Raw genomic sequence first — 25,348 nt, 5'->3', positions numbered from 1 at the left:
CGACCACCTCATGGACCAGGTCCTGCTCCAGCTGCCACCCGGCTACGACCTGCTGTTCGGCCGCCCGACCGCAGGGACACGACCCTGACCACCCCTCACGCGTCGCTGGCCCGCCGGCGGCCAACGCGTCCTCGACGTGGTCCTGGCCGTCCTCGGCTCCCAGCTCACCGGCGAGGAGCGCTGCGACCTCGCCGCCGCCCTGCCCGACCGGGCCCGCGCCGTGTTCGCCGCCCAGGTCCCGCTGCCCGAACCCGTTGCCGCCCCGGCCTTCGTCGAAGCCGTCGCCCGGGTTCTGAACACCAGCCTCACCGCCGCCCGCTGGGACACCTCCTCCGTCCTGGCCGGCGACCACCTCACCGACCGGCTCCTCGCCGACCTCCCCCGCGGCTACGCGCTCCTGTTCGGCCGCGCCGACCTCACGATCGCAGCTTGACCCGGGCGGCACCACGGGCGCCGGCCACCCGCCATCCAGCCTGGCAGGGTGGCCGGCGCCGGGCCGTTCAATCCGGCCGTCGTCAGCCTCCGCGCGCAGGCCGACGACCCAGGACCGCCACCGCCCGCGCGGCGCATCCGTCCGCCGGCACACGCGTGCGCCGCGCCATCCACCTCGGCCAGGTGCAGCCCGTCAGCCGTACTGGGCACTGCAGGCACTGGCACCGTGCCCGGAGCTCACCCATCGACAGGGCAGCCGCCCCGCGGCCGCGGCAGGGCGAGCGCACATTCGCAGCGGCCACGACGCCAGGCGCGGGAACGACCTGGACGCCTGGTCGGGCAGGTTCGCGAGCGCGTTTTGGCGGGGTCACCTCCGCCCGCGGTTGCCGGATGGGCGGGCGGCGTCGAGGGCGTTGCACAGGGCGTACAGGTCGGCGATGGTGGCCAGTTCGGCGAAGCGGGCCAGTAGCCGGCGGACGGTTCGGTCGTCACCGTCGTGCACGGCCTCGGTGATCGCTTCGACCAGGGCCGCCTGTCCGTCCCGGGCCGTCTGCGGTGCTGCGGGCACCAGGTGTTCCACTGCCGCCTCCCTGCGCGGTGCCGCTTGCTGTCTCGGGCGCGCGGCGGCGGCTCGGGGGGTTGCCGCCGCCGGGCAGCGGGAGACTACCTCACTCACGGGCGCCGCAAAATCTATGCGCGCCGGAGTAGACATTGCTTACGGGCGGGTCTAACGTTTCTCTCGTAGACAGCAGTCGGCGATACCGGCCAGACACGAACTGGCCGGGGTTGTTGGACAGAGGTTCGCGGTTCGGTCCGGCAGTGGAGTTCCGAAGCCAGGCAGGTGCAGGACGGCGACGGGACTGGCTGCCGGACCGGGCGGCCCGCAGGTATCAGGGGCCGCCGCCAGCGGTACCAGCAGTACGCAGTTCAGTGAGTGCAGCACCGGCAGTCGTGAGATCAGGCAGGGCCTCGGCAAAGGCGCCCAGACTGCGGGCGCGCGTGCCGAGGGGTCCAGGCAGTGGGGTTCCAGGCCAGTGCATGTGCAGGACGGCTGGCGGGGCCGGCTGCCGGACCGGGTGGGCCACCGCGGCCACCGACCAGTAGTACGCAGTTCAGCAGGGTGCAGTACCAGCAGTACGAAAAGTGACAGTTCAGTACAGAGGATGAACGGAGGGCGCAAGCGCCATCAGGATCGCCCGGCCCGTGAACACTCGCCCGGGCGGACACCGCAGACCTCCCTCAGGACACGAAGGACGGTGGTTTCCGGTCACGCATACGCGATCCCCGCACACCCCCTCCCCTGGGGCAGTGTGGACGTAACAGGACCGGCCCAGGCCGGTAGATGGTGTTGTTCCCCTTCGGGGCCCCGGAGCCGACACGGCGCCGGGGCCCCTCGACGCGTTCTCCTCGAGAACCAGAGAGGTGCAGTGACTACCCCGGCTTCCTGCGAGCCCTCGGCGAACACCGCCTCATCGCCCCACTGCGCTCCGAAGGCGGCCACCGGCGCTACTCCCGCTACCAACTGCGCATCGCCATGCGCGCCCGCGACCTCGTCGACCAGGGCACCCCCATCGAAGCCGCCTGCCGCATCGTCATCCTCGAAGACCAACTCGAGGAAGCCCTACGCCTCAACGAACAACTCCGCCGCTCCCAGCACGACCAGGAGCCCACCGCGGACACCTGACCGGACCGGCCGTGTCCGTTTCGTCAACGCGGTGCCCTGGACGAAACCGCCCGGCGCGAGCAGGCTCACCATCAAAGGACTCCCCCGTCGGAAGGGGCCGCCCATGTCCGCCGGACACGGCTTGCGAGCCGAGAACACCATCCCCACCGGGCAGCCACTGCGGATCACGATCACGAGAACCGGTGGGAGCGCCCAGCTCCTTCACCTCACCGGCGAGGTCGACCAGGACCAGCGCCGGGCGCTGGAGCACGCACTGGCATGCGCGGTGGCCGATCGCCCCGCGCGGCTGGTCGTCGGCATGGCGGCCCCGGCGTTCTGCGATTCCACCACCGTGAACGCGCTGCTCGCTATCCGAGGCACCGCCAAGGCGGCGGGGGTGGAGCTGGTTGTGGCCGCGCAGCCGGCACAGGCCAGGTGGCTCTGTACGCGAGAACGGACAGCACTTCGACATCAGTTTGGTAGGCGTTAGGGGGGCTGGTGTCGGGCCGGAACGTTCACGAGTTTCGACAGCACCCCGGTGCCTCGGAACGGCCGAGCTCTGCACGGTCAGCGAAGGATTTGGACTGCGTAGAGTGCGCCGATTCCGGTGGCGAGGGCCCCGAGCAGGAGCCGGAGGGCCGTCTCGGGCAGGTGCAGCTGGAGGCGTGCGCCGAGGTGGCCGCCGAGGAGGCCGGCCGCGGCAGGCACCGCAGGCGCGCCAGGAACGTCTTTGCCCGGGTTCCGCGAGGGGCGTCGGGGCCGCCGGCGTCGGCGCGTGGCTGTTCGGCCTGCGTTCTGGCCTGTTCGACCAGTTCATTTGCTTCGCTGCGGGCCTGGGCGGTCAGGCGCTCGGCGTCGGCTTCGGCACGGATACCCGCGGCTTCCTCCCGCGCGGCCGCCCGGAGGGCCTCTGCTTCCCTTTCCGCCTCGTCGAGGGTCTCCTTCACGGTGGCCTTCAGGTGCGCCAAGGGCTCCTGGGCCTGACGCTGAAGGCCCCGGACACGGGTCCAGCGGGTGCGCCACTCCTGCTGCAGGTCCTCCGGGGACACGGCGTCGCCGGGCGCGGCATGCGCTCCGAGACCGATGACCCGGATGAACTCCATCAGAGCGTTCAGCTGGGGAAGGCGCCTGCCCTTGAGGAACTCGGCGATGCCGGCCTGACTCAGCTTCGGCTTCATCGACGCCTTCGCGATGTCCCGGTAGGACGGTGCACCACAGGCGATGTGAAGCGCGTTCAGCCCGTCGGCGAAGTCGTGCAGCGCGTCCCGGTACGTGACGACGGCAGCACCGCCATCGTTGCCTGCCCCCTCGGATGCACTCTCTGCCAGCGCTCCGCTGTTGGTCCTCGCTTCTGTTTGGCCTGGTAGGGCTAGAGACCCGGCCTTGGGGCAGCCAGTGTTCGGCGCTCTAGGGCTTGTCTGACAAATGATCTCCATCGCCGCGCTGGCCGCGCTCACCGTGGCTCAGGGGCGCTTGAACACCTCTTGTCGACGCCAGTGTCGGGAACCTGGACTAGGATGCTGACACTAGTGTCGGCAAAGCCTGCCGGTGCTTCCCTATGCCTTGGAGCAGGTGGTTTTCGGATGTACACGGTGATGAACCGGATATTGGTCCCCGCGGACGGTGCTGCGGCGTTCGAGGAGCGGTTCGCGGCGAGCATGCGCGCGACGCTGCCCGGGGTGGACGGGCTGCTCGGGACGCGGCTGCTGCGCCCGCAGCGAGAGGGTGGGGTGTACGCGGCGGTGATGGACTTCACGGGCGAGGAGGCGTTCGCGGCCTGGATGCGGTCGGAGTCCTTCCGGGCCGCGCACGGGCCGTCCGAGGGCGGTGCGTCCGCCGACGGGGCGGGCGGCGGCGTGGAGATGTTCGAGACCGCCGTCTCCGTCGACGCCTGAACAGGACGGACGATCCCGTGTTCCTCGCTCTTCGTGATCTGCGCTTCGCCCGCGGGCGGTTCGCCCTGATCGGCGCCGTGGTGGGCATGATCGCCGTCCTTGGCGTCATCCTTTCGGGGCTGGCCAGTGGCCTCGCCGACTCGGGCATCTCCGGTCTGCGCGCCCTGCCCGTCACCCATCTCGCCTTCGATCGCTCGGCCACCGGCGAGCTGTTCTCCCGTTCCACCGTCACCACCGACACCGCCGCCCGGTGGGCCGGCCGGCCGGGCGTACGCAAGGCCGAGCCGCTGGGCCAGCAGCTGGTGCACGCCCAGCTCGGTGCCACCGGTGGCAAGCAGCTCGACCTCGCCGTCCTCGGCGTCGAGCCCGGTGGCTTCCTCGCCCCCGTGCCGCTGTCCGGCCAGCCGCTGGCCGGCGGCACCCCGAACGGCGTCCTGGTCAGCGAGGAGATCCTCAGGGAGGGTGTCAAGATCGGCGACCGGCTCTCCGCCGGGCAGGCCGCAACCGAGCTGACCGTGACCGGCACGATCGGGCACGCCTCCTTCGGGCACGTCGGCATCGTCTACGCGCCGCTGCCGCTGTGGCAGCAGCTCCACTACGGCCTGCCCGGCGTGCTGCCCGACGCCGCCGCCCACCAGGCCACTGCCGTCGCCCTGCAACTCGCCCCCGGCGCCGACACCGCCGCCGCCGACCAGCGCCTGGGCACCCAGACCGTCGACAAGACCGGCACCTACGGCGCCTCGCCCGGCTACACCGCCGAGTCCAGCACCATGACCCTCATCCGCGGCTTCCTCTACGCCATCTCCGCCCTGGTGGTCGGATCCTTCTTCACCGTGTGGACCATCCAGCGCCGCCAGGAGATCGCCCTGCTGAAGGCGATCGGCGCCTCCACCGGCTACATCCTGCGCGACGCCCTCACCCAAGCCGGCACCGTCCTGCTCGCCGCCACCGCCGCCGGAACCGCCGTCGGCCTGGCCCTGGGCGGCGCCATGAACGGATCCGCCCCCTTCTCCCTCCAAACCGACCAGGTCGCCCTGGCCGCCCTCCTGCTGATCGTGCTGGGACTCGCGGGCGCCGCAGTCGCCATCCGCCGCATCACCAAGGTCCAGGCCCTCAGCGCACTCGGAGCCAACCGATGACCCACCCCACCCCGACCCCCGCACCCGACGGCGCCACCACCCCTGAGGCGGCAGCCCTGCGCCTGACCGGCGTCACCCTGCACCTGGGCCACGAACAGCAGCAGGTCACCGCTCTCGACCAGGTCGACCTCGCCGTCGCACCCGGAGAGCTCTTGGCGGTCACCGGCCCCTCCGGATCCGGCAAGTCCAGCCTCCTCGCCGTCGCCGGCGGCCTGCAGAACCCCACCCGCGGCACCGTCCACGTCGCCGGCACCGACCTGACCACCCTCAAGGAACACCAGCGCACCGCCCACCGCCGCCGCCACATCGGCTACGTCTTCCAGCAGGCCAACCTCTTCGCCTCCCTGACTGCCCGTGAACAGCTCCTGCTCACGGCCCACGTCGCTGGCCGTCTCGACCGTGAGACCCGCCGCCGCGCGGACGAGCTCCTCGAAGCCGTCGGCATGAGCTCCCGTGCCGAGCACCGTCCCGACCGGCTCTCGGGCGGTGAGCGCCAGCGCGTCGGCATCGCCCGGGCCCTAGTCCTGGCCCCGGAGGTTCTGCTCGTGGACGAGCCCACCTCCGCCCTGGACCGCGCCCGCGCCTGCGACATCGTCGACCTGCTGGCCCGGCAGACCCGCGCCCACCGCACCGCCACTGTCATGGTCACCCACGACCACGAGATACTGGATGCGGCCGACCGCGTCCTGACCCTGCGGGACGGTCGACTGACCTGACGAACACCCCGAAAGGCATCCCCGCCCCATGCCGAAGATCAGCGCCGCCACCGTCGCCGAGCACCGTGCCCAGCAACGCGCCGCGCTGATTCAGGCCGCCGTCGACGTCCTCGTCGAACAGGGCGCCGCCGCGGTCACCCCGGCCGCGGTCGGCGCCCGCGCCGGGCTCGCCCGCTCCAGCTTCTACCAGTACTTCCCCTCCGCCGCCGCCCTGCTCGCCGCCATCGTCGAAGAAGCGTTCACCACCGCCGACACCGCCACCACCCAGGCCCTCGCCGACATCCACGAACCCGCCCAACGCCTCGACGCCTTCATCCGCACCGAACTCCACCTCGCCGCCCAAGGCGCCCACCGCCCCGCCAAAGCACTCATGCAGGCCGACCTCCCCCCCGAGTGCCTGGCCCGCGTCCACGAACTCCACCACCGCCACTACGCCCCCCTCCAAGCGGCGATCACCGCCATGACCGGAGAAGCTTCCGAGCTGACCGGCCAACTCGTCGGCGGCACCGTCCAAGCCGCCATGACCGCCATCGAACACGGCGCCGACCCCACCCGGGTCGCCGACCGCGCCCTCGCCCTCCTTCACCACGGCCTGACCGAGTCGGCCACCGACCGACCGCCAGCGTGATCACCTCTCCGCCGCGCGCAGTCACAGGAGCAGCGACGCAACAACAACGCCCGCCCGGTAGCGACCTGCGAGCTTGTCGAACCTTGTGGCGATCGCACGGAACTGCTTGAGACGGGCGAAGCACCGCTCCACGACATTGCGGTCGCGGTAGTTCTCCCTGTCGAAGGCGGGCGGACGACCGCCGAAGCCCCCCGGCGTCGGCGGTTGGCGGCTTGGTCACGGCGCTCGGGGATCGTTGCGGCGATGCCCGGCGCCGCAGCAGACAGCGAATCGCCTTGCTGGAATAGGCCGTGTCGGGCTTGGGCACGACAGCCTCCCCAGGCTCGGTACGTCTGCGGCTAACGTGCATTCACCCGTCGTGCTTCCGCGGGCGTGTGGCGCGTGTCAGGGGAAGGGGAGGTCGGCCCAGACGGTTTTTCCTGCGCCGCTCGCGCGGCATCCCCACGCAGTGGCGAGGTGCTCGACGGTTGCTGGTCGAGGTGTCCCGGTGCGCCGTCGTGATGCTGCCGCGGGGAATGGCCGATGTTCCCGGCCTGTCGGCCCTGCGACGGGCAGTGGCGGTGCCTGCGGTGGAGGGCGGAACACGCCGAGGTGCCCGTGTCCGGGTTGCGGCGTGTTCACGGCGCGGTCGTCCAGTAGGGCAGGCGAGGCGGGCTGATGGATCGGAAGGATGCCGCGCGGCCAGACCTTCCCGACCGTGACCACCGGGTGGACGCGGAGATCGACCAGCTCGTCGATCGTCTGCGCGAAGCCGCGCGGTCAGGACCGTTTCCGGGACATGCTGGACGCGTTGATCGCGGTGAGTCGGCAACTGGAGCCGCCGGTCGTGCTGCGAAGCGTGATCACGACGGCGATGGGCCTGGTGAACGCCCGCTACGGCGCCCGGGGCGTGCCCAGCGAGGACGGCCAACCGCTGGAGGAGTGCATCCCGGTCGGGCTGAACGAGCACGAGCTGGCGGACCTGGCCGGGGTCGCACTCTGGCTGAACGCCCGAGTCCAGTGCGGTGGCCGAGAAGGGCCACCGGGGTTGCCGGGGGTGGGCCACTGCTGGTCAGGACCTCACCGTGCGCGCGGGGGCGAGGGGCAGGGCGGTTGGGGGATGGGGACAGCCCCCGCATCAACCCGGGTGTCAGCAGGATGGGTGACCGGTGCGGCGACCCGGCACGCTGGGCGTGAACGGGTACGGACGCCAGGAACAGGGGAGATCGATGAGGGCACGTGCGGGGGCCGCAACACTGTGGGCGGGAATGTGCATAGTGGCGGTGTCGGGGTTCCGCCCGGTGGCCGTTGCGGAGCGGGTGCCGGTATCGCCACCCGTCGGCCTCGTGGAAGGCATTGAGCAGGCGGTCGCGGATGGATTCCCAGGAGTCGTAGCCTACGTCAGGCGTGGAGAGCAGGAGTCGCGCGTGGCGGCAGGGCTCGCCGACAGGGCGAGCGGCGAGCGGGCCCTGCCGCACCAGCGGTTCCGGACCGCCAGCAACACCAAGTCATTCGTGTCGACGGTGCTTCTGCAACTGGAGGGCGAAGGACAGCTCTCGCTGGACGACAGTGTGGAGAAGTGGGTGCCCGGCATGGTCCAGGGAAACGGCAACGACGGCCGGGCCATCACCATCCGGCAGCTGCTCAACCACACCTCGGGCATCTACGACCCCACCACCGAGGCGGAGTTCTTCGCCCCCTACCTGGTGCGCCACGACTGGGACTACGTCTACACCCCGCGGGAGGTAATCGCCCGCGCCGTCCGGCACGAGCCGAAGTTCGCGCCCGGCAGCGGCTGGTCGTACTCCAACACCAATTACCTACTCGCCGGACTGGTGATCGAGGCAGTCACACGTCACAGCGCGCCCGTCGAGATTCATCGGCGGATTCTCGCCCCACTCGGGCTGAAGGACACCTCCTTCCCGCTGACCGACCCCACTATTCACGGCCCTCACCTGCACGGTTACGACCTCAAGGGACAGGATGTAACCCGATTCAGCCCCTCGTACGACTGGACCGCCGGCGCCATGATCTCAACGGTCAACGACCTGGCCCGATTCCACCGGGCCCTGTTCACCGGCGCGCTGCTGCGCCCCGCCCAGCAGCGCGAACTCCTGACCACGGTGGAGTTTCCCGACACGCCGGCGTACGGACTCGGTGTGCAGCGCATGGGCCTGCCATGCGGTTCGGGGCCGGGCGCCTTGCCGATCACTGTCTGGGAGGCCGACGGGGGCGGACCCGGGTTCACCAGCATTTCACTCACCACCGTCGACGGTGAGCGACAGCTGGTCCTCGCTGTCAACGTCTTCGACCTCGGGGCCGATCTGAAGGGCGAGCAGCCCGTCCCGCGGAGCACGGGGTTGGTGAAGGCGCAAGCGGCAGCCCTGTGCGGCTGACGAGACGTCATGACAGTGCGCGCAGCCTTGCGTGGTGGTGGGTGCTCCGGTTCCGCAGGGAGCTTGGTGCGTGGCCGGCGTCAGATCGCCCCCTCCATGCCCGAAACAACGAGCAAGGCAGGCGATAGTCACATGATCGGGCGGACAAGTCCTATGCGTGGTCGATCAGGTAGGTGACGCCGTCGAGGATGCGGTCGAGGCCGTAGTCGAGCGGGTCGTTGCCGTGGGGGGCGAAGGCGCCGGCGGCGATGGCGGCGGCGAGCGCGGGGAAGCGGTGCCCGTGGCGCTCGAGTACTTCGCCGGCGAGCCGGTTCCACTCCTCGTTGCCTTCCTCGTCCGCATGGGCGAGCTGCTGGGCGAGGTTGCGGATGTGGCCGATGATCAGTAGGACGGTGTCGTGCTGCTGTGCGGCCGTCAGCCCGGCCGGGGCGAGGGCGGCCAGTGCCGCGTCGAGCCAGGCGAGCTGGTTGGGGCCCATGAGCTGGCGCCGCATGGCGGTGGCGGTCAGGATCCACGGGTGGGCGCGGTACAGCGCCCAGCACGCGCGGGCCCAGGCGGTCAGCTGCGCACGCCACCCCTCCAAGCGGCCGATGTCCTGGGGAGGCGTGCCGAGCACCGAGTCGGCCATCAGGTCGACCAGTTCGCCCTTGCCGGGGAAGTAGCGGTAGAGGGCCATGGTGGTGACGCCCAGGTCGGCGGCGACGCGCTGCATCGAGACCGCGTCCAGGCCCTCGGCGTCCGCGACCGCGATGGCTGCGGCGACGATGCGCTCCGCGGTCAGCGAGGGCTTCGGGCCGCGCCGCGGCTGCTCCTGCTCTCCCCATAGCAGCGCCAGGGTCACCTTCGGGTCGCGCTTCTTCTCCCTGCTCCCGGCCATGTGTCGACTCCTTCGCGGACGGTGGTGGTTGACGCTCCATCAGAACTGTGTATAGCATACACTCAATTGCGTATCCGATATACAGTTCAGGGGGGTCAACTGTGATCACCGCCGCCCTCATCGTCGCCACCCTCGCCACGCCCATCGCCGGGATTCTCGGCCACCGCCACATCCGCCAGGCCGCCGGCGCCCGGCAGATGCGGATCGAGGCCCCCAACGGCATCGACGAGCAGGGCTACGTGCGCATCGGCGGCATCGACCAATGGATCTCGATCCGTGGCGAGGACCGCGCCAACCCGGTGATGCTGGAGATCCACGGCGGCCCCGGCGCCTCCAACGCCATCTACGGACCGCGCACCCGCGCCTGGGAGAAGCACTTCACGATCGTGCGCTGGGACATGCGCGGCACCGGCAAGACCCTGCGCCGCTCCGGCGCCGCCCACCAGGGAGAACTGAGCTTCGCCCGGCTGTACGAGGACGCCGTCGAGGTCACCCGCCACGTACGGACCAGGCTGGGCGTCGGCCGGGTCGTCCTGGTCGCGAACTCCTTCGGCAGCGCCCTCGGACTGCGCCTGGCCCGCCAATATCCCGACCTCTACTCCGCCTACGTCGGCACCGACCAGAACATCCACGACGCCGGCCGCGACGACAGCGCCCACCGCGCGCTGCTCGCCCGCGTGCACGCCGCCGGCAAGCGCAAGGAGCTCGCCGCCCTCGAGGAGATGGGCGCCGATGCGCGGACGTGGACCGCCGAGCAGTACGCCTCCTACGCGAAGATCGCGGCCACCAGCGACCCGCTGACCTTCGCCACCATGAAGTCCGTGGTCATGAAGTCGCTCTGGTTCTCACCCCTGCACTCGCTCGGCGAACTCGGCGCCCTCGGCAAGGGCATGAAGCTCTCCGCGCAGATCCTCCCCGCCACCGCCGGCTTCGACGACTGGGCCGACGGCACGAGCTTCGACCTGCCTTTCTTCATCTTCCAGGGCGACCAGGACGTCCTCACTCCCACAGGCCGGGCCAAGCGGTTCTTCGACGACGTGCAGGCCCCGGTGAAGGACTTCGCCCTGATCGAGGACGCGAGCCACTTCGCCTCCTTCCGCCACCCCGAGCAGTTCCTGAACCTCATGCTGACCAAGGTCCGCCCCCTGGTCACGAACCAGGAGCAGGTCGCGGCCAAGTGACGGGGCCGAAGGCGAGGGCCCGGCCGCCGCCGGCCCCGGGTAGTGGACCCGTGGATTGCCATCAGGAATGAACCATTCATGGGTCTTTTCCCGCCATGCAGATGTGGACACAAGGCCGGGAGGGAACTCCGAAACGGCCACCGACCAGGGGAGATGCCACCATGAGCACCAACATGCTGAAACCCGTTCTGACCCGTGCCGCCGAGGCGGAGACGACCAGTGACCCGAGCAGCACGATGACCCTGCTGGCCGACTGCGGGACCGACGGCAGCCCGATCACCAGCTATCGCTCCACGTTCGCGAAGGGCGCGGTCGGGGCCCCGGCCCACTTCCACACCCGGGCCTCGGAGCTGTTCTTCGTCATCTGCGGCGCGCTCCAGGTGCTGGTGGACGACGAGGTGAAGACGCTGAACGAGGGCGACTTCCTGCTCGTCCCGCCGCACACCCCGCACGCCTTCGCCGCAGCCCCGGGCTGCGAGGCCGACGTGCTGTTCACTTTCACGCCCGGCATGCCTCGCTTCGACTACCTGCGCCTGCTCGGCCGGGTGATGCGCGGCGAGGCGAGCCCGCAGGAGATCAAGGACTCCTCCGAGCTGTACGACAACCACCACGTCGACAGCCCGCTGTGGCGCGCCACCCTGGAGGCGGCCGCCGAGTAGGCCCAGCCCCTCGAGGAGGACCCGGACGCCGACGCTGAGGCGATCCGGCAGGCTTACGCTGCACGGCCGCGTCGCCTCCGGCGGCAACACCCGCGAAGCCGTAGAACCCGGGCCGGTAGGAGCGGGCCTTCAGCGCCCGGTTGAAGGACTGGGTGGAGGCGAGGACGGCGCCGCAGGCGGTGTCGGCGCTGTTGTACGCCTCGACGTCGAGGTAGACGGTGCTGCTGGCGCGCATGCCGAGCGCGGACGCCTTGGCGGCGGCGTCCGCGCCGTCGGCCGCGCCGAGGAGACCGCGGTGGCGGTGGTGGTCTTCTCCGGGCTGCTGCCGGTCTGGCACGGCGGCTGGGCGCCGACGTGCAGCGGGATCAGCTTCCAACCTGAGGAGCTGACCGGCCGGATCCAGGAGGCGGTGAGCTGCGGCTGGGCGCAGCCGCGGCTCTTGCCGCCCACGTACACGGCGATGGCGCCGTAGGGGGAGGTGCCGCGCCAGGCATTCATGGTGGCGAGCGGCGGGGCGGTGCAGGTGTCGAAGGCGAGGCCGGTGAAGGTGCTGCCCGAGGAGGTGCCCGCCGGGGCACCCCCGGCGGCCGTCGGCGTCTTTGATGCACCGACGGATATCGACGCCGAGGCTGAGGCCGACGCCGAAGCGGAACCTGACACGGAAGCAGAAGCCGACGGTGCCCCCGGTCGCGGTGACCGTGGTGGTGCCGCTGACCAGCGCGGCCTGAGCGTTCGTCGAGTTGACCAGGATGTCGCCGGTAACGTGAATGCTGCCGGGGTGGACGTACAGGGCGTCCGCGGCGCCGGCGTTGAGGACGCACAGGCTCGCCGTACACGCGGTCGCGGCCCGCGCCGTACCGGACGGTCCGGCCACCACCGAGATCAGCGTCCACACGAGCGCGACAACCAGAGCATGAACCGCATACGGCAGACGGCACAGCCTTTGAGGACGGCTGCGCGCTGTCGCAACCGGCCGCGAAGCCGGCGCAACGCGGGCTGATCCCCTGTCGCCGTTCTCACGTCGGCCCGTGCCTGCCTGGGCAATGCCTGCGCCTCCAGCGACAACTCTCACCGCCACGTCCGTCATCCTCAGCGCGGCCCAGAACGTACCAAATACGCTATACCGGACGCCGTTCTTGCACGGAGTGACGTGCCCTCGGCGTGTCGGGCAGCCTCCTCGCCGAGCAGGGCGTTCGATGCCGGTGCCCGGCCGGGACATCGACCTTGCAGCCGGGACGGTCGTCGACGACCCTGCCGCCGGCGCCCGCTTCCGCTCGCTCGACAAACCGCCGCCGCGGTCTACCCGCAGCTCAACCCGCGCTGGCGAGGCCGATCACGGCCAGCAGCAGAAGCTGGAGGCTCATCTCACCGAGACGGTGAAGACCGGCCAGCCGTGACTGGTCGTCGACCTGTCCGGCCTGACGTTCTGTGACCCGACCGGCTTGAACGTCCTGCTGCGGGCCCGCAGGGACGCCGAGAACTCAGGGATGGGGATGGTCCTGGCCGCGCCGTCGCTTGCGGTCACGCAGGTCCTGGAGATCACTGGGACCGACGCGGTGTTCACCGCCCGGGGCAGCGTTCGCGCCGCCCTTGCCCGACCTGATGAGTCCGACCCGCCGTCCCGTTCAGCCTGATGCCGGGTACCCCCGACCTGACCCGCTTCCCGCGCGGCCCCTGGCCGGCGGCGGCCCGCCGCGCCCTGAACGCCGCCCCGCACGACGTGTTCGGCTACGGCGCGACCCGCGTGGCCGGATCGAACTGCGCCAGGCCCTGGCCTGCTACCTGGCCCGGGTCCGCGGCGTGCGCACCGACCCGGAGCGGCTGCTGGTCTGCTCGGGCTACACCCAGGGCCTCGGCCTGCTCTGCGCGGTGCTGCGCGAGCACGGCCTGGCGAGCGTCGCGGTGGAGGAGTACGGGCTGCCGCCGCACCACGAGATCATCACGCTCTGAAAAATCCTTTCGATCCGGGGCAACCTTTCCGGGGGCGGTGACAACTGGGGGATGTCCGGACAGGCGGTCCGGCCAGAGGCCCCGGCTGAAAGAGAGCAGACATGTCCCTCGCGCCAAGTCGCAGGAAGCGGCGCCTGTACCAGCGCCGGAGTTTCTGGGCGGCCGTCGGCCTGGCGGTCCTGGGCGGCTCGGTGGCCGTGGTCAGCACGGCCTCGGCGGGACCCGTGGACACCAACACCTGGTACACGCTGGTCAACCGCAGCACCGGCCAGTCGCTGGACGCCCTCGAGTACGCCACGTACGACGGCTCTCCGCTGGGGCAGTGGAGCCGCACCGGCGGGACCAACCAGCAGTGGAAGTTCATCGACTCCGGTGACGGGAACTACCGGCTGCAGAACCGGAACTCCGGCAAGGTGCTGGACGACTACGGCTGGTCGAAGACCGAAGGCTCCGGGCTGGTGCAGTGGCGCGACCTGAACGGCGCCAACCAGCAGTTCCACCTGGAGAAGTCGTCGGACGGCTACGTGCGTCTGATCAACCGCTTCAGCCACATGGCCGTCGAGGTCCCGGGCGGCTCCAAGACCGACGGGGCCCACCTCGCCCAGTACCACGACTGGAACGGCCCCCAGCAGCAGTGGCAGCTCGTCCCGGTCGGCGGCGGCAACACGGGCGGCTCCGGCAGCACCGCCACGCCCACCAAGCCGGCCGGCAGCGCTCCGGCGAGCCAGGCCCCCAGCACCCGCCCGGCCTCCACGCCGCCGGCGCCCCCGACCACCGGAGGCGGCAGCTCGGCGAAGACCCTCATGGGCAGCACCACGATGCTCATCGGCGGCGCGATGTCCGACGCCTCGGCGAACGCCGCGCCGTTCGACGTGCGGTACAACTACGTGCACAGCCGGCCCGCGCCCTCGTCGGACTACTACACGGCGGCCCGCTGCCAGGATGCGTGGTCGGGCTGGTGGGGCTGCTGGACCGGCAGCACCACGGCGCCCGGCACGTTCATCACCTACAAGGACGCCAATGCGACCAAGATGACCTACCAGGGCAAGTCGCGCCCGCAGAAGCAGCTCTGGACCTGGTACTCGCTGCGCGACCTCGGAGACGCGGCGGGCCAGGGCGACGGCCCGGGCGAGGTCCAGGCCATCAACAGGACCGACCTGCTCACCCGCTACCTGAACGACTACCGCTTCTTCCTCCAGAAGATCGGCACCTCGCACGACATGATCGACCTCGAGCCCGACTTCTGGGGCTACGTCCGCTCGCTCGGCAACCCGCACCAGGTCGCCGCACAGGTCAAGGCTGCGAATCCCACCGACTGCGGATCGCAGGAGAACAGCGCCACTGGCCTGGCCCAGTGCATGATCGCGATGGGCCACAAGTACGCGCCGAACACCGGCATCGGCCTGCACCTGTCCTGCTTCGACTGGCAGCAGAACACCCCGCAGTGCGTCAAGGACTACGCGGACCTCGGCGCGAAGAACGCCGACTTCCTGGTCACCGACGTCACCGACCGCGACGCGGGCTGGTACGCACTGCCCGCCCACGGCAGCAAGAACACCTACTGGAACGACCAGAAGGGCTTCGCCGCCCTCGCCTTCTACAAGACGATGACCGAGTCCGTGGGCAAGCCGGTGGTCCTGTGGCAGGTCCCCCTGGGCAACATGGCGCAGAGCAACACGCCCGACCACTACAAGGACGACAAGGTCGACTGGTTCTTCTCGCACCTGAGCCAGGCGGCGGACGCACACGTCGGCGGCATCCTGTTCGGCGCCGGCTGGCAGGAACAGACCACGCCCGAGACCGACGGCGGGAACCTGATCAACAAGACGATCGCCTACCGCAACGCGGGCGGCACGCCGCTCAAGTAGCCGGCAAGCGCACAAGCGCGAAAGCCCCAGGCCGTCGGCCTGGGGCTTTCGCCCGTCCCTGGGCCTTCGCCGGGCCCGGAGCCCTCCGTCAGTGGCCGCGACTTGGAGCAGGATTGTGGGTCGCCAGGGGCCGCCGGTTGGAGACGACCGGCGGTCCCGTACTACCGATTGACGAACACCAGGCCCCGCACGGCAGCGCCCCTGCCCCCACGACCCCAAGAAGCCGCCACCCGTGCGTGGGTGGCGGCTTCCGGTGCTTTCTCAGGGCTGCAGCAGCGTATCGCCGACCGGCAGGCCGGGCCGGGACGCCGGGTCTACCAGTCGAGTGGCGGGCCGAGGTAGTCGTCGCCGTACGCGTCGGCGGTGCGCTCGTCGGGATCGGACCGCCGGAACACCTGCCGCCAGCCGGACCGGGGCGTGCCCTTGTCGATGCAGGGGCCACGCCGCACGGCACGCTGCCGGGTGGCGTTCCACGGCTCGGGGAGAAGGTGTCCGCCGTGGCAGTCGACGCCCCCGCAGTGCACCCCCACCGGGCCCTCGCTGTGGCCGCTCATGCCCACTCCACTCCACGCCGTGCTCGGCGAGCTGCGCCAGCTGCCCCGGCGTGAGCTTCGCGCGGCGGGCCTTCTGGTTGTTCAACCACGCACCCAGACCGACGTGGACGACCTCGACGCTCTCCTCCCCACCGGGGCCGGCCACCGCGACCTCCAGCGGCTCCTTGTGCGGGCGCGGAACCCGGACATGGCCCTCCCGCTCGACGAACCGCGCCAGGGCGGCCAAGCCCTGGGCGAAGTGGTCCGCGCGGGACACCTTCGGCTTCGCCTCCGCCGCGGCCTTCGCCGCCACCAGCCCCGGGTCCTCCTCGATGCCGATCGCCGCCAGCAGGTCCTGCTGATCCGCCTCCAGACCCGGCCAGCCGGCCCGCTGCGCCACGACCCAGCGGCCGAGCTGCTCGCCCTCGAACACCGTCTCTTCGGGCGACGCGGCCCAGTCGACCCGCCCGTCGGACTCCAGCCACCACATCCGCGCCACGCTGTAGGCGCGCTGCCAGACGATTGGCCAGGCGGGGCACCACCACGGGTCGATCTCCTCCAGCGCGGCCCTCCGCTCCGGCGCCAGCGCCCCCGGCTCCCCGGCCGGGCTGGTGTTGGTGACGGCGATCCGCAGCAGGCCGGTGCCCGGATCGAAGCGGAGGCAGAGCGCGGTCGGCCCGCCCCCGTGGTCGGCGGCGTTGGCGAGCAGCTCGGCGCTCACCAGCACCAGGCATCGACTGGCGGTGATCTGGAGGACCCGGTGCACGGTCCGGCTCGGGGCGGCCGGCATCGGCGGCACGCCCCGGGCATGGGCTGCGGGCCGTCAGCAGCGCGTTCAGGGCGCCGGAGGTGAACAGCCGGGCCTCGGACAGCTCGACCACGACCATCGCCGAGCGCCGCCGAGAACCTGGTCCACCAGTGCCCGTCGCATCCGGTCCTCGTTGTCCGTGTGCAGGTCCCCGGCGAGCGAGCACACCATGGCGTCGCCGACCGCGGTGACGGCGATCTCCAGGTCCGGCGGCGGTCCGCCGGGCAGCGCGGACTGCTTGAGAGTGGCCATAGCGTCTGTCCCGGTCCACCAGAGGCTCCACTGCCATGGTGGGCGCCGGGGCATCCGTGTCCACGCGGGTGCGGGAGACAGCGCGGCGACAGCCGACGGGCATCCGGTGAGCGTCACGATGACACCTGGGGTCAGTCTTACGGGAGCATCGACAGACCAGGCCGCCATCCCCGCGGCGGGTCTGCAGGAGCACTACTTCCGCGACGGCTGCTGCCGCGCGTCCGGCTTGGCGGTGGAGTTCACCGGGATCGAGTGGGCCGACTTCGGCGGCCTGTGATGGGTGCCGGGCCTGGGCTGACCGATCGGCCGGAGGGCGATTCCTCGCGCTCACCGACACCGCCGTGTGCCGCGCTCCAGGGACTGTCACGTGCGCGCACCCTGCGCGCACGTGACGCGCCACGGTTCTGGTGACGGCCCGTATCAGTAGCGGCGTGGTCCCTGCCCCGCCCGTGGGGCACCTCCGCCCCGGGTTGCTCACCAAGTTGCCTAGTGCCGCATCAGGCAACGTTCGCCTTGTCGGTGGCGCCGGGAACGAAATAATCCGTGGGCCGGCCGAGTCGACTCTGCGACGATCGCCGGATGGGTGCATTGGATGGAGTGGCGGCCAGGGTCGCTGGCGGAGCTACGGTTGAGTTCCGGCCGAGCGGGTCTTCGATGGTCCCGCTGATACGCAGTCGGCAGCTGGTGGTCGCCGCCCCGGTCGACCCGTCGAAGCTCGAACTCGGCGACATCGTCCTCGCCCGCGTCGCCGGAACCGTGTACCTGCACCTGGTGTCGTCCCTGGACCCGGCCAGGAGGCGGGTACAGATCAGCAACAACCGGGGCCGGGTCAACGGCTGGACCAGCCACGACCGCGTCTTCGGCATCTGCGTCGCGGTCGACGGGGTCTCCCGGTCAGGTGTCGCGGGCAAGACTCTGCCGCCCCTGAAAGCCGGTCCTGAATAGCGAGACAAGGGAACAGAACCCGCTCTCGCCGCGGCGGGGTCCTTCGTCGCAGCGGCAGGTAGGCCGCCAAGCTATGCGGGTGGCACAACGAGTGAGCGTTCGCGAGATCGATGACGACGAGGGACAGCACCTGCTGCGGATCATCCGCAGGGGGACGGGATCGGTGGTGACCTGGCGGCGGGCCCAGATGGTGCTGTTGTCCGCGCAGGGCATGCCCGTGGCGAAGATCGCTGCGGTGACGTTCACCAGCCCGGACCGCATCCGGGACGTGATCCACAACTTCAACGCCGACGGCTTCACCTCGCTCTACCCAAGGTACAAGGGCGGCCGGCCCAGGACGTTCATCCTGCCCGAACGCCGGGAGATCAAGAAGATCGCCAAGTCCAAGCCGGCCGAGCACGGCCTGCCGTTCTCGACCTGGAGCCTGGTCAAACTGGCCGACTTCCTGGTCGCCGAGGGGGTGGTCGACGACATCAGCCACGAGGGCCTGCGGGTTCTGCTCCGAGAGGAGGGCGTCTCCTTTCAACGGGTGAAGACCTGGAAGACCTCCCGTGACCCCGACTACGCCGCGAAGAAGGCCCGGGTCGAACACCTCTACGCAATCGCCGACGGCGAGGTCATACCCGACGAAGGCGAACCCGAAGTCGTCTTATGCCTGGATGAGTTCGGCCCGCTCAACCTCCAGCCCCACCCCGGACGCCAGTGGGCCGAACGCGGCGGGAGGCACAAGGACCCCAGCCGGGAGCCACGGCCGCGCCGCCGGGCGACCTACACCCGTCCGCATGGGGTCCGGCACCTATTCGCTGCCTACGACCTGGGCAAGGACCAGCTCTACGGCCACATCAAGCCGAGGAAGCACCGCACCAGGTTCCTGGAGTTCTGCCGGTACCTACGCAGCCTCCACCCCGTCGACAAGCGCATTGCGATCGTGCTCGACAACTTCTCCCCTCACCTGAGCACGAAGAAGGACAGCCGGGTCAGCGACTGGGCTGCGGCCAACAACGTCGAGTTTGCCTACACCCCGACCAACAGCTCCTGGCTGAACCGGATCGAGGCCCAGTTCACCGCCCTGCGCTACTTCGCCCTCGACGGCACCGACCACCCCACCCACAAGGCCCAGGGCAGCATGATCCGCCGCTACATCATCTGGCGGAACAAGCACGCCGCCAACCAGCGGCTACGCGAGGTGGTCGACAGGGCGAACGTTGCCTGATGCGGCACTAGGAGTGGCCTACGGACTCGTCCACGCAGTGTCTTGCGACCGGTGCCGTGCGGTGCCTGGTCAAGGGGGCTGATCTGCGGGACAAGAGGCAGGGCAAGGGGGTGCTGGGGCACAAACTACTTCCCTAGGACGACGGCCGCCGCACCCACGGCATGGATGTCGAATTCCTCCATCGAGTCCGGCGTCTGACCCACCCTCACACCCGGGGCCGGCCGGTCCGGGGCCTCTTGCCGAGCGCCGCCCGCCACAGTTCTCATCGGCGTGCAGGGCCGCCAGACGGCCTCGCAGCACCTCCCGCGCGCCCTGGAGACCCCAGGACTGCAGTGCCGGGCACTCGCGGGTCGTCCCAGGGCCCATGTCGCGGCCGTCCGCCGTCTGCCACCGACCCGCCGCCACCGGATCCCTGAGCACCGCGCCCAGGAACGACTTCACCCGGCCGCCCCGCGGCGCCTCATCCGGCCGGTAGACCAGCAGGCTGGCCTGCGCCAGAACCAGCGCCGGACTGCCCTCCCCGGCACGGGCCGGTCACTGCCGTTGCCACCCCCGCTCCATCTGCCGGCGCTCGTCCACCACCTCGCCAGACCCAGCTCCTGCGTCTCCCGCTCCATCCGCTCCTGCCGGGCCGCCCGCTCCCTCTGCTGCTGCTCCGGCGCAGCCGAGCGAATGGCCGACACCAGCAATCGAGACAAGTGCACGCCCAGTTGGTCCTTCTCGGTAGACTGCAGGTACATGGACGGCGATCAGCAGCGGGACGAATGGCGGACCACTCTGGCCCAGCAGGTCATCACCGACTGCCTTGGCCAATGGCTACGGTCGGCCAATGAGGCGGCGGTGGCCGCGGTCGGTTCTGAGCACGCCGCCGAGAGTGCGCGGCGGGCCCTGCAGGCCAGCGAACGGTTGACTCGCTGGCGTGAGCACGGCGACCTCGGCGGCGACACGGCCGCCCGGATCGCCGACGCGGTGGTGCAAAGGATGAAGGATGACGAGAGGGGCGTTCGGGCCGCGGAGAAGGCCGACGACTCCTTTCCGTCCTTCGACAGCAGTTACCGGGCCGCGGCAACCTGCCAGTGGCTCCGCGACCAGGGCTATGAGATTCCCGTCTATCCCGAGGAGCCGGGTATGTGACCTGAATCCAGGTCGGTGGCCTGTTCGGGGACACGCGGGCAGAGCGCCCGGAACGATCACCAGGACAGGGATTCCGTGCACGGCCCCGCCACCCATCATGAGCACAGCCGGCGCCGCCGATCGCCGGTCCGCCTGGCGGCGATGTCGAGGAGCCGGGCTGAGCCGTCGGCCGTCACCGGAAGGAGTTCCGAACAAAGTCGAGCAGTATGCGCGGGAAATGTGGAACCGGGGCCTTCCGGAGAATCGCATTCGCTGGAGCAGAATCCCGACCGCCACGGTCCACCTTCCGGTGGATGTAAACGGCGGTGCGCGGTGCAGCCGGCCCGTCTCGGGCTGCCGGGGCGACCGTCCCCGCCGACTGGCGGCCGCCCGCTGCGCGCCGCTCTGCGCCGGGCGCCTGTCCTCCCGGCTCGGTCTGATCCTGCGGCCATGCTGGGCAACTACCTTGGGGCGAATGCCTGTTGGCGGCTGTGGCGCCGCAGTGGTGCCGTCTTGCGGGCGGCGCCGACACGACCGGGGCGGAATATTCCACCGCCGCGCACTCGAGCCTGCTAGGCTCGTCGGTAGTTGCAGTAGTGGTTCCCATGAACTTTGTGTGCGCCTGCTGATGTATCGCAGGCGCATTTTTGTTTCCCGGCTCTTCCCCGGGTGGGTGCTCATCGCGGCGACTCGAAGCCCGCGCGGTGCGTGCTTCGGACAGCCCCTTGAAGGAGATTTCTTTATGGCTAATGGCACTGTGAAGTGGTTCAACGCGGAGAAGGGCTTCGGCTTCATCGAGCAGGAGGGTGGCGGCCCGGACGTCTTCGCCCACTACTCGACCCGCCTAGCAGCGAGGGGCCCGCACCGCGTACATGATGCCCGGTGCGGGCCCCTCGACATTGCGCCACGACGCATTCCCCGGTCGTTCAGGCTCTCTGGCTCCGGCACCGGCGGCCATCCCCACGCGAGACGCACAGCGCCGCGTGCGGATCGGCGCACTACCGTGACATCTCACGGTTCGAGGTTCTTCGCTCCCGCCCTGTTCGGTGAGCGCCGACCGTAGGTGACGTGCCGCACGGTTCTACCGTCCACGCTCCACCCGTCGCATCTCTCGGCCCGTTCCCTTGCGGTCTCCGCCGGCGCCCCGCGTCACGGAGTCTTCCTCGTGACGTGCCGCCTAGGAAGGTTTCCCGCATGAACCGCTCCAGTCGCTCCTCGTACCAGAACGCCAACTCCCGCTCCGCCGGCGCCTACGGATCCCGCTCCGGCGGCAGCTCCTTCTACGGCGACCGGCCTGCCGGCGGCCGGCGCACCTCCGATCGCAACGCCCGTCAGGGCTCTTCCCCGCAGGGCGAGTTCGCGATGCCGGTGAGCACCACCCCGGCACTGCCGGCCGTCAAGTCCTTCGACGAACTGGACATGCCGAAGGTCCTGCTGTCGGAACTGACCCGCCAAGGCGTCACCGAGCCGTTCCCGATCCAGGCCGCGACGCTGCCGAACTCGCTGGCCGGCCGCGACGTCCTCGGACGAGGCCGCACCGGCTCCGGCAAGACCATCGCGTTCGGCCTCGCCGCGCTGGCCCGCACCGCCGGACACCGCGCCGAGCCCCGCCGCCCGCTCGCCCTGGTGCTGGTCCCCACCCGCGAACTCGCGCAGCAGGTCACCGAGGCCCTCACCCCCTACGCCCACGCGGTACGACTCCGCCTTGCGACCGTGGTGGGCGGGATGTCGATCGGCCGGCAGGCCCAGGCGCTGAACCGCGGCGCGGAGGTCATGGTAGCCACCCCCGGCCGACTCAAAGATCTGATCCAGCGCGGCGACTGCCAGCTGGACGGGGTCGCCGTCACGGTGCTCGACGAGGCCGACCAGATGGCCGACATGGGGTTCCTGCCGCAGGTCACCGAACTCCTGGAGCAGGTCGCCGAAGGCTGCCAGACGATGCTGTTCTCCGCCACCCTGGACCGCAACGTCGACCGCCTGGTGCGGCGCTTCCTCAAGGACCCGGTCACGCACTCGGTGGACCCGTCCGCGGCGGCGGTCAGCACCATGGAGCACCACGTGCTGCACGTACAGAACTTCGACAAGAACGCCACCATCGCCCACATCGCGTCCCGCGACGGCAGGGTGATCATGTTCATCGACACCAAGCACGGCGCGGACCGCCTGGTGGAGGACCTGCTCGCGAACGGGGTCAAGGCCGCGGCCCTGCACGGCGGCAAGTCACAGCCCCAGCGCACCCGCACCCTGGAACAGTTCCGCACCGGCCAGGTCACGGCCTTGATCGCGACCAATGTCGCCGCCCGCGGCATTCACGTCGACGGGCTCGACCTGGTCGTCAACCTGGACCCGCCGAACGACCACAAGGACTACCTCCACCGGGGCGGTCGCACCGCCCGGGCCGGCGAGTCCGGCACCGTCGTCACCCTCGTCCTGCCCAATCAGCGCCGCGAGATGGCCCGCATGATGACCACGGCCGCCATCACCCCCGTCACCACCAGGGTCAGCGCCGGCGATGAGAACCTGGCCCGCATCACCGGCGCCCGCGTACCCGCCGGCATCCCCACCGTGATCGCCGACCCCGTCGTCGAGCGGCCGCGCCGCAGCCCGTCCACGCGCCGCGGCCGCCGCGCCTATGCCGGCCGTAACCCGCAAACCGCCAACGGCTCCCGCAGCACGGCCCCCGGGCGCCTCGCCGCCGCATAGCACTCTCCGTGTAGCAGCTGCCGGGCCCGGCTCGCCGTGCGGACCGGGCCCGCGCAGTTCGCCGGCCCGGCGACACCGGCTGCCCGCGACGGCCGCACGCGGAGTCCGTCAGCAGTGCCGGGGCCCGCTCCGCCGGACCACACCGGCCGTTCCCACCGTTAGTGCCCCGATCACCGCCGGCCCCGGCGGGAGAGACACGAAGGAGCCTGTCCATGACCATCACCCTCGAATACCCCACGACCACCACCACGGTCGGCGACCTCATGAACCCCCCGGAGCTGCAGATCAGCGACGACGTCATGGTCGACATGGCGATGGACATCCTGCAGAGCTCCGGCGCGGACCACCTCCTGGTCCGCGCTGAGGACGGCCGCTGCGCCGGGCTGCTGACCCGCCTGCACCTCGCGCCGTTCCAGGCTCGGTCCTGGTACATCGAGCGCACCCCGGTACGCGACGTGGTCTTCGACCGCGCCCCGTTCGCAACTACCGTCATGCCCGCCGCCACCGCGGCCGCCACCATGCGTGCCCGCGGCCTGGACACCTGGCCGGTGGTGGACCACGACGGCCACGTCATCGGCCTGCTCAGCTTCTAGGACCGGCCACGGGCGTCAACACGCAGCAAAGGGTGCCTGCTCTCGACGACCTGAGACAAGGGGCAGTGCCGCCCGGAGCCTGTGGGATTCCCGCCGGGCCCGGCAGCCGCTGCCACCCGCGCAGGCGAACGGTAGGAAGGCCCCCGCGGGATCCTGGCGGGAAGAGGCAGTTGCGCGCTGAGAGCGGCCTGGGCGATCCGGTCCTCAGGAGCGGTAGTCCGACGGGTGGATCTCGCAGAAACCGTGTCGACGTCCCTGCCCCGCGCGGCGCGGGCGGTCGCGTGGCGACCATGGGGCGTAACTGCGGGCTGGGGCGGGAGCGTGGGCACGGTCCGGTCAACGGGAAGTTGGCCGGGCCCGGGCCCACGCCGCGGGGCACGGTCATCACCCGGGCAGAACGGTGGTGGATGAACGCGCGGCTTGAACTCGAGGTATGGCAGTGAGCCGCCGCACTGGGCGGTCCCGAACGGCTCTGCGTCGGTACGGCAAGGTCTCGGGCCGCCGGGACGGCGAAGACGGGCCGGCCTGCGGTAGCGGCGAATCCCCGCTGCGGTTGATCCCGCACATGACCTGGGTGACCGCGCAGCACAAGCGGTTGGTTCGGTGTGTGAGTCCGTTCCTGGCCGTGGCCGCCTTGGCCGCAGCCCTGGGGTCTGGGAGGCCAGGCGCCGGTGTCCTAATCTGGACGTCATGTCGAACCCTGACGGGCTGCTCGTCGACATCGCCGCGATGGTCGAGTCCGAGCACAACAACCAGATGTCGCTGACCGTGGTGGTGCCCGGAGCCGTGATCACCGGCAGGCTTGCGCCAGTGGCCCTGTGGTGGGAGCGAGTTGCAGAGGTCCTGCAGTCCTCGGAGCACCTGAAGCCGTTCGCCGCCCTGTTCACCCCGCCCGTCGACGCCTCGCCCGCACGCCCCACTCACCTCCACCTGCACCGGGCGAAGATCCTGCAGGGAAACTTCGGGCTCCCCTATACCGGCGGCATGTACCGCATCGCCATCGAGGACGTCAGTAGCTGGACGGTCGGGGACCTCAGCTACTCCGACACCTGACAAGGACTCGACGGGCCGGGGCGCGATCCGCCTTTCGGCCGGCTCGGCGACGGGCCGATGCGGCGGTCAGCGCACGTGCTGGCAGGCGTGTGACCGATACAGTCGGTGGCACAGGGGTGCCCCGGTGTCCTTCGTCAAGCCGTTTCGGCCACGGCCTCGCCGTCATGCTGATGAGGGCGGTCCCGGGTGCAGCATGCCGTCGGGAGCAGTGGACGTGGCACAAGCCTCCAGGCGGGGGCGGGCCGCCGGGAGGTGCGCCAGCGGCGGTCGGCGGTGTCAGCAGCGGTGGTCGGCGGCCAGGATGCGGCGGGCGAGAGTCCGGGTGAGCCGCACACCGCAGGGCCCGCAGGGCTGACCGAGCCGTGAGGTGCCGGCACCGTGGCAGGTCGCGCAGTCCGCGTCGGCAAGGCGTACCGCCTCCGAGCCCGAACCGTCCGTTGTCCTGCGCATGTGCACCACCGTCCTGTCCCGCGAGCACATCGCCCGCTGCCACTGGCCGCACGCCGGATCGAAGACAGAATGTAGTCCGCTACCGGACCATCCAAACGTTGCGGCATTTGCGCAACGTTTGGGCTCGCAGCACGCAGTCGGCTGATCATCCGGCCGGGTAATCGGCCGGTCCGTGACTGCCGGCCCGCCCGCGGCCCCGGCCGGTCCGCGGACACCGTTTTGCTGCGGCACCGTGCATCCGTCCTGCCCCCGCGTACTGCTGTCCTGGCCGTTCGTTCTTCCAGCGCCGACTTCCTGGGGGC

General features: G+C 70.7%; 25 protein-coding genes and 5 pseudogenes. 22 read left to right on the top strand and 8 right to left on the bottom strand.

Translation table 11 applies throughout. The features are described 5' to 3' along the window. Positions 1-133: 133 nt before the first annotated feature. Positions 134-433 (top strand): annotated as a pseudogene (locus tag IE98_RS0139420) (DUF2267 domain-containing protein); the annotation flags it as partial. A gap of 366 nt (positions 434-799) precedes the next feature. Here the strand turns inward: IE98_RS0139420 and IE98_RS0139415 are convergent. Beyond that, the gene (locus IE98_RS0139415) at positions 800-1,012 is read right to left on the bottom strand and encodes a hypothetical protein (RefSeq protein WP_030277274.1); all 213 of its coding nucleotides are present in this window, start codon (positions 1,010-1,012) and stop codon (positions 800-802) included. A gap of 762 nt (positions 1,013-1,774) precedes the next feature. On the opposite strand from IE98_RS0139415, the gene IE98_RS0139410 reads away from it, so the two are divergent. Beyond that, entirely contained in the window at positions 1,775-2,116 is a 342-nt protein-coding gene (locus IE98_RS0139410) for a MerR family transcriptional regulator (protein WP_234443867.1), read from the top strand. 103 nt (positions 2,117-2,219) lie between these two features. Then, a complete protein-coding gene (locus IE98_RS0139405) occupies positions 2,220-2,585 on the top strand; it encodes an STAS domain-containing protein (RefSeq protein ID WP_052391552.1) in 366 nt (121 codons plus the stop codon). Positions 2,586-2,662: 77 nt separating this feature from the next. Here the strand turns inward: IE98_RS0139405 and IE98_RS51615 are convergent. After that, a pseudogene (locus IE98_RS51615) lies at positions 2,663-2,788 on the bottom strand (sulfite exporter TauE/SafE family protein); the annotation flags it as partial. A gap of 890 nt (positions 2,789-3,678) precedes the next feature. On the opposite strand from IE98_RS51615, the gene IE98_RS0139395 reads away from it, so the two are divergent. The 4 genes from IE98_RS0139395 to IE98_RS52145 are packed head-to-tail and all read left to right on the top strand — an operon-like array spanning position 3,679 to position 6,473. Beyond that, a complete protein-coding gene (locus IE98_RS0139395) occupies positions 3,679-3,990 on the top strand; it encodes an antibiotic biosynthesis monooxygenase family protein (protein ID WP_030277268.1) in 312 nt (103 codons plus the stop codon). 17 nt (positions 3,991-4,007) lie between these two features. Then, a complete protein-coding gene (locus IE98_RS0139390) occupies positions 4,008-5,129 on the top strand; it encodes an FtsX-like permease family protein (protein ID WP_030277267.1) in 1,122 nt (373 codons plus the stop codon). Then, positions 5,126-5,845: an ABC transporter ATP-binding protein gene (locus IE98_RS0139385; RefSeq protein ID WP_030277266.1), complete on the top strand. Its 720-nt coding sequence runs from the start codon at positions 5,126-5,128 to the stop codon at positions 5,843-5,845. The genes IE98_RS0139390 and IE98_RS0139385 overlap by 4 nt, the downstream gene beginning before the upstream one ends. Before the next feature lie 28 nt (positions 5,846-5,873). Further along, positions 5,874-6,473 carry a TetR/AcrR family transcriptional regulator gene (locus IE98_RS52145; RefSeq protein ID WP_030277265.1) on the top strand — a complete coding sequence of 200 codons (600 nt, stop codon included), beginning with the start codon at positions 5,874-5,876 and terminating at the stop codon, positions 6,471-6,473. A gap of 21 nt (positions 6,474-6,494) precedes the next feature. On the opposite strand, the pseudogene IE98_RS52760 reads toward IE98_RS52145, so the two are convergent. After that, positions 6,495-6,768, bottom strand: a pseudogene (locus tag IE98_RS52760) (transposase); the annotation flags it as partial. Positions 6,769-7,681: 913 nt separating this feature from the next. Here IE98_RS52760 and IE98_RS0139375 point away from each other — a divergent pair. Then, complete coding sequence (locus IE98_RS0139375; RefSeq protein WP_324605843.1) at positions 7,682-8,848, top strand: serine hydrolase domain-containing protein; 1,167 nt, start codon at positions 7,682-7,684, stop codon at positions 8,846-8,848. 151 nt (positions 8,849-8,999) lie between these two features. On the opposite strand, the gene IE98_RS0139370 is transcribed toward IE98_RS0139375, so the two are convergent. Next, the gene (locus tag IE98_RS0139370) at positions 9,000-9,725 is read right to left on the bottom strand and encodes a TetR/AcrR family transcriptional regulator (protein ID WP_030277262.1); all 726 of its coding nucleotides are present in this window, start codon (positions 9,723-9,725) and stop codon (positions 9,000-9,002) included. Positions 9,726-9,826: 101 nt separating this feature from the next. On the opposite strand from IE98_RS0139370, the gene IE98_RS0139365 reads away from it, so the two are divergent. Next, entirely contained in the window at positions 9,827-10,906 is a 1,080-nt protein-coding gene (locus tag IE98_RS0139365; protein ID WP_030277261.1) for an alpha/beta hydrolase, read from the top strand. A 161-nt stretch (positions 10,907-11,067) separates the two neighbouring features. After that, entirely contained in the window at positions 11,068-11,565 is a 498-nt protein-coding gene (locus IE98_RS0139360; protein ID WP_030277259.1) for a cupin domain-containing protein, read from the top strand. Here the strand turns inward: IE98_RS0139360 and IE98_RS52755 are convergent. Both IE98_RS52755 and IE98_RS47395 read right to left on the bottom strand, forming a co-directional pair. Beyond that, a complete protein-coding gene (locus tag IE98_RS52755) occupies positions 11,483-11,800 on the bottom strand; it encodes a glycoside hydrolase domain-containing protein (protein WP_420706266.1) in 318 nt (105 codons plus the stop codon). The genes IE98_RS0139360 and IE98_RS52755 overlap by 83 nt on opposite strands. After that, positions 11,695-12,063, bottom strand: coding sequence for a glycoside hydrolase domain-containing protein (locus tag IE98_RS47395; protein WP_420706267.1), 369 nt, complete (start codon positions 12,061-12,063; stop codon positions 11,695-11,697). The genes IE98_RS52755 and IE98_RS47395 overlap by 106 nt, the downstream gene beginning before the upstream one ends. Before the next feature lie 698 nt (positions 12,064-12,761). Between IE98_RS47395 and IE98_RS0139345 the strand changes: the two genes are divergently transcribed. The 4 genes and pseudogenes from IE98_RS0139345 to IE98_RS0139330 all read left to right on the top strand — a co-directional run bounded on the left by IE98_RS0139345 (position 12,762) and on the right by IE98_RS0139330 (position 15,383). Next, a complete protein-coding gene (locus tag IE98_RS0139345) occupies positions 12,762-12,962 on the top strand; it encodes a hypothetical protein (RefSeq protein WP_030277257.1) in 201 nt (66 codons plus the stop codon). Beyond that, the gene (locus IE98_RS47390) at positions 12,963-13,199 is read left to right on the top strand and encodes an STAS domain-containing protein (RefSeq protein WP_078661668.1); all 237 of its coding nucleotides are present in this window, start codon (positions 12,963-12,965) and stop codon (positions 13,197-13,199) included. Then, positions 13,175-13,509: pseudogene (locus IE98_RS51605) on the top strand (aminotransferase class I/II-fold pyridoxal phosphate-dependent enzyme); the annotation flags it as partial. The gene IE98_RS47390 and the pseudogene IE98_RS51605, both read left to right, overlap by 25 nt. A gap of 107 nt (positions 13,510-13,616) precedes the next feature. Further along, complete coding sequence (locus IE98_RS0139330) at positions 13,617-15,383, top strand: RICIN domain-containing protein (protein ID WP_078661667.1); 1,767 nt, start codon at positions 13,617-13,619, stop codon at positions 15,381-15,383. A gap of 261 nt (positions 15,384-15,644) precedes the next feature. Here IE98_RS0139330 and IE98_RS45525 read toward each other — a convergent pair whose 3' ends face one another. Together IE98_RS45525 and IE98_RS0139320 are read right to left on the bottom strand one after the other, a co-directional pair. Beyond that, positions 15,645-16,706, bottom strand: a complete 1,062-nt coding sequence (locus IE98_RS45525) for a Helicase associated domain protein (RefSeq protein WP_030277254.1) — start codon at positions 16,704-16,706, stop codon at positions 15,645-15,647. 45 nt (positions 16,707-16,751) lie between these two features. After that, positions 16,752-16,976 (bottom strand): hypothetical protein, encoded by a 225-nt coding sequence (locus IE98_RS0139320; protein WP_030277251.1) that lies wholly within the window; start codon positions 16,974-16,976, stop codon positions 16,752-16,754. Between the two features lie 118 nt (positions 16,977-17,094). Between IE98_RS0139320 and IE98_RS49795 the strand changes: the two genes are divergently transcribed. The 8 genes and pseudogenes from IE98_RS49795 to IE98_RS0139275 all read left to right on the top strand — a co-directional run bounded on the left by IE98_RS49795 (position 17,095) and on the right by IE98_RS0139275 (position 24,596). Beyond that, complete coding sequence (locus tag IE98_RS49795; RefSeq protein WP_159401208.1) at positions 17,095-17,253, top strand: hypothetical protein; 159 nt, start codon at positions 17,095-17,097, stop codon at positions 17,251-17,253. 377 nt (positions 17,254-17,630) lie between these two features. Continuing rightward, positions 17,631-17,921, top strand: coding sequence for a S26 family signal peptidase (locus tag IE98_RS0139310; RefSeq protein WP_234443865.1), 291 nt, complete (start codon positions 17,631-17,633; stop codon positions 17,919-17,921). 79 nt (positions 17,922-18,000) lie between these two features. After that, positions 18,001-19,134, top strand: a complete 1,134-nt coding sequence (locus tag IE98_RS0139305) for an IS630 family transposase (RefSeq protein WP_324605842.1) — start codon at positions 18,001-18,003, stop codon at positions 19,132-19,134. 738 nt (positions 19,135-19,872) lie between these two features. Then, a complete protein-coding gene (locus IE98_RS0139290) occupies positions 19,873-20,268 on the top strand; it encodes a hypothetical protein (protein WP_030277242.1) in 396 nt (131 codons plus the stop codon). 721 nt (positions 20,269-20,989) lie between these two features. Then, positions 20,990-21,085, top strand: a pseudogene (locus tag IE98_RS48655) (cold-shock protein); the annotation flags it as partial. Positions 21,086-21,441: 356 nt separating this feature from the next. Then, positions 21,442-22,950 carry a DEAD/DEAH box helicase gene (locus IE98_RS0139285; protein WP_030277240.1) on the top strand — a complete coding sequence of 503 codons (1,509 nt, stop codon included), beginning with the start codon at positions 21,442-21,444 and terminating at the stop codon, positions 22,948-22,950. A gap of 212 nt (positions 22,951-23,162) precedes the next feature. Beyond that, positions 23,163-23,543 (top strand): CBS domain-containing protein, encoded by a 381-nt coding sequence (locus IE98_RS43845; protein ID WP_052391551.1) that lies wholly within the window; start codon positions 23,163-23,165, stop codon positions 23,541-23,543. A 690-nt stretch (positions 23,544-24,233) separates the two neighbouring features. Next, positions 24,234-24,596, top strand: a complete 363-nt coding sequence (locus tag IE98_RS0139275) for a hypothetical protein (protein ID WP_030277237.1) — start codon at positions 24,234-24,236, stop codon at positions 24,594-24,596. Positions 24,597-25,348 lie beyond the last annotated feature (752 nt).

This window comes from Streptomyces sp. NRRL B-24484, from assembly GCF_000717715.1.
Taxonomy (GTDB): domain Bacteria; phylum Actinomycetota; class Actinomycetes; order Streptomycetales; family Streptomycetaceae; genus Kitasatospora.
The sequence above is the reverse complement of the archived record's forward strand: the minus strand, read 5'-3'. Positions and strand labels throughout refer to the sequence as shown.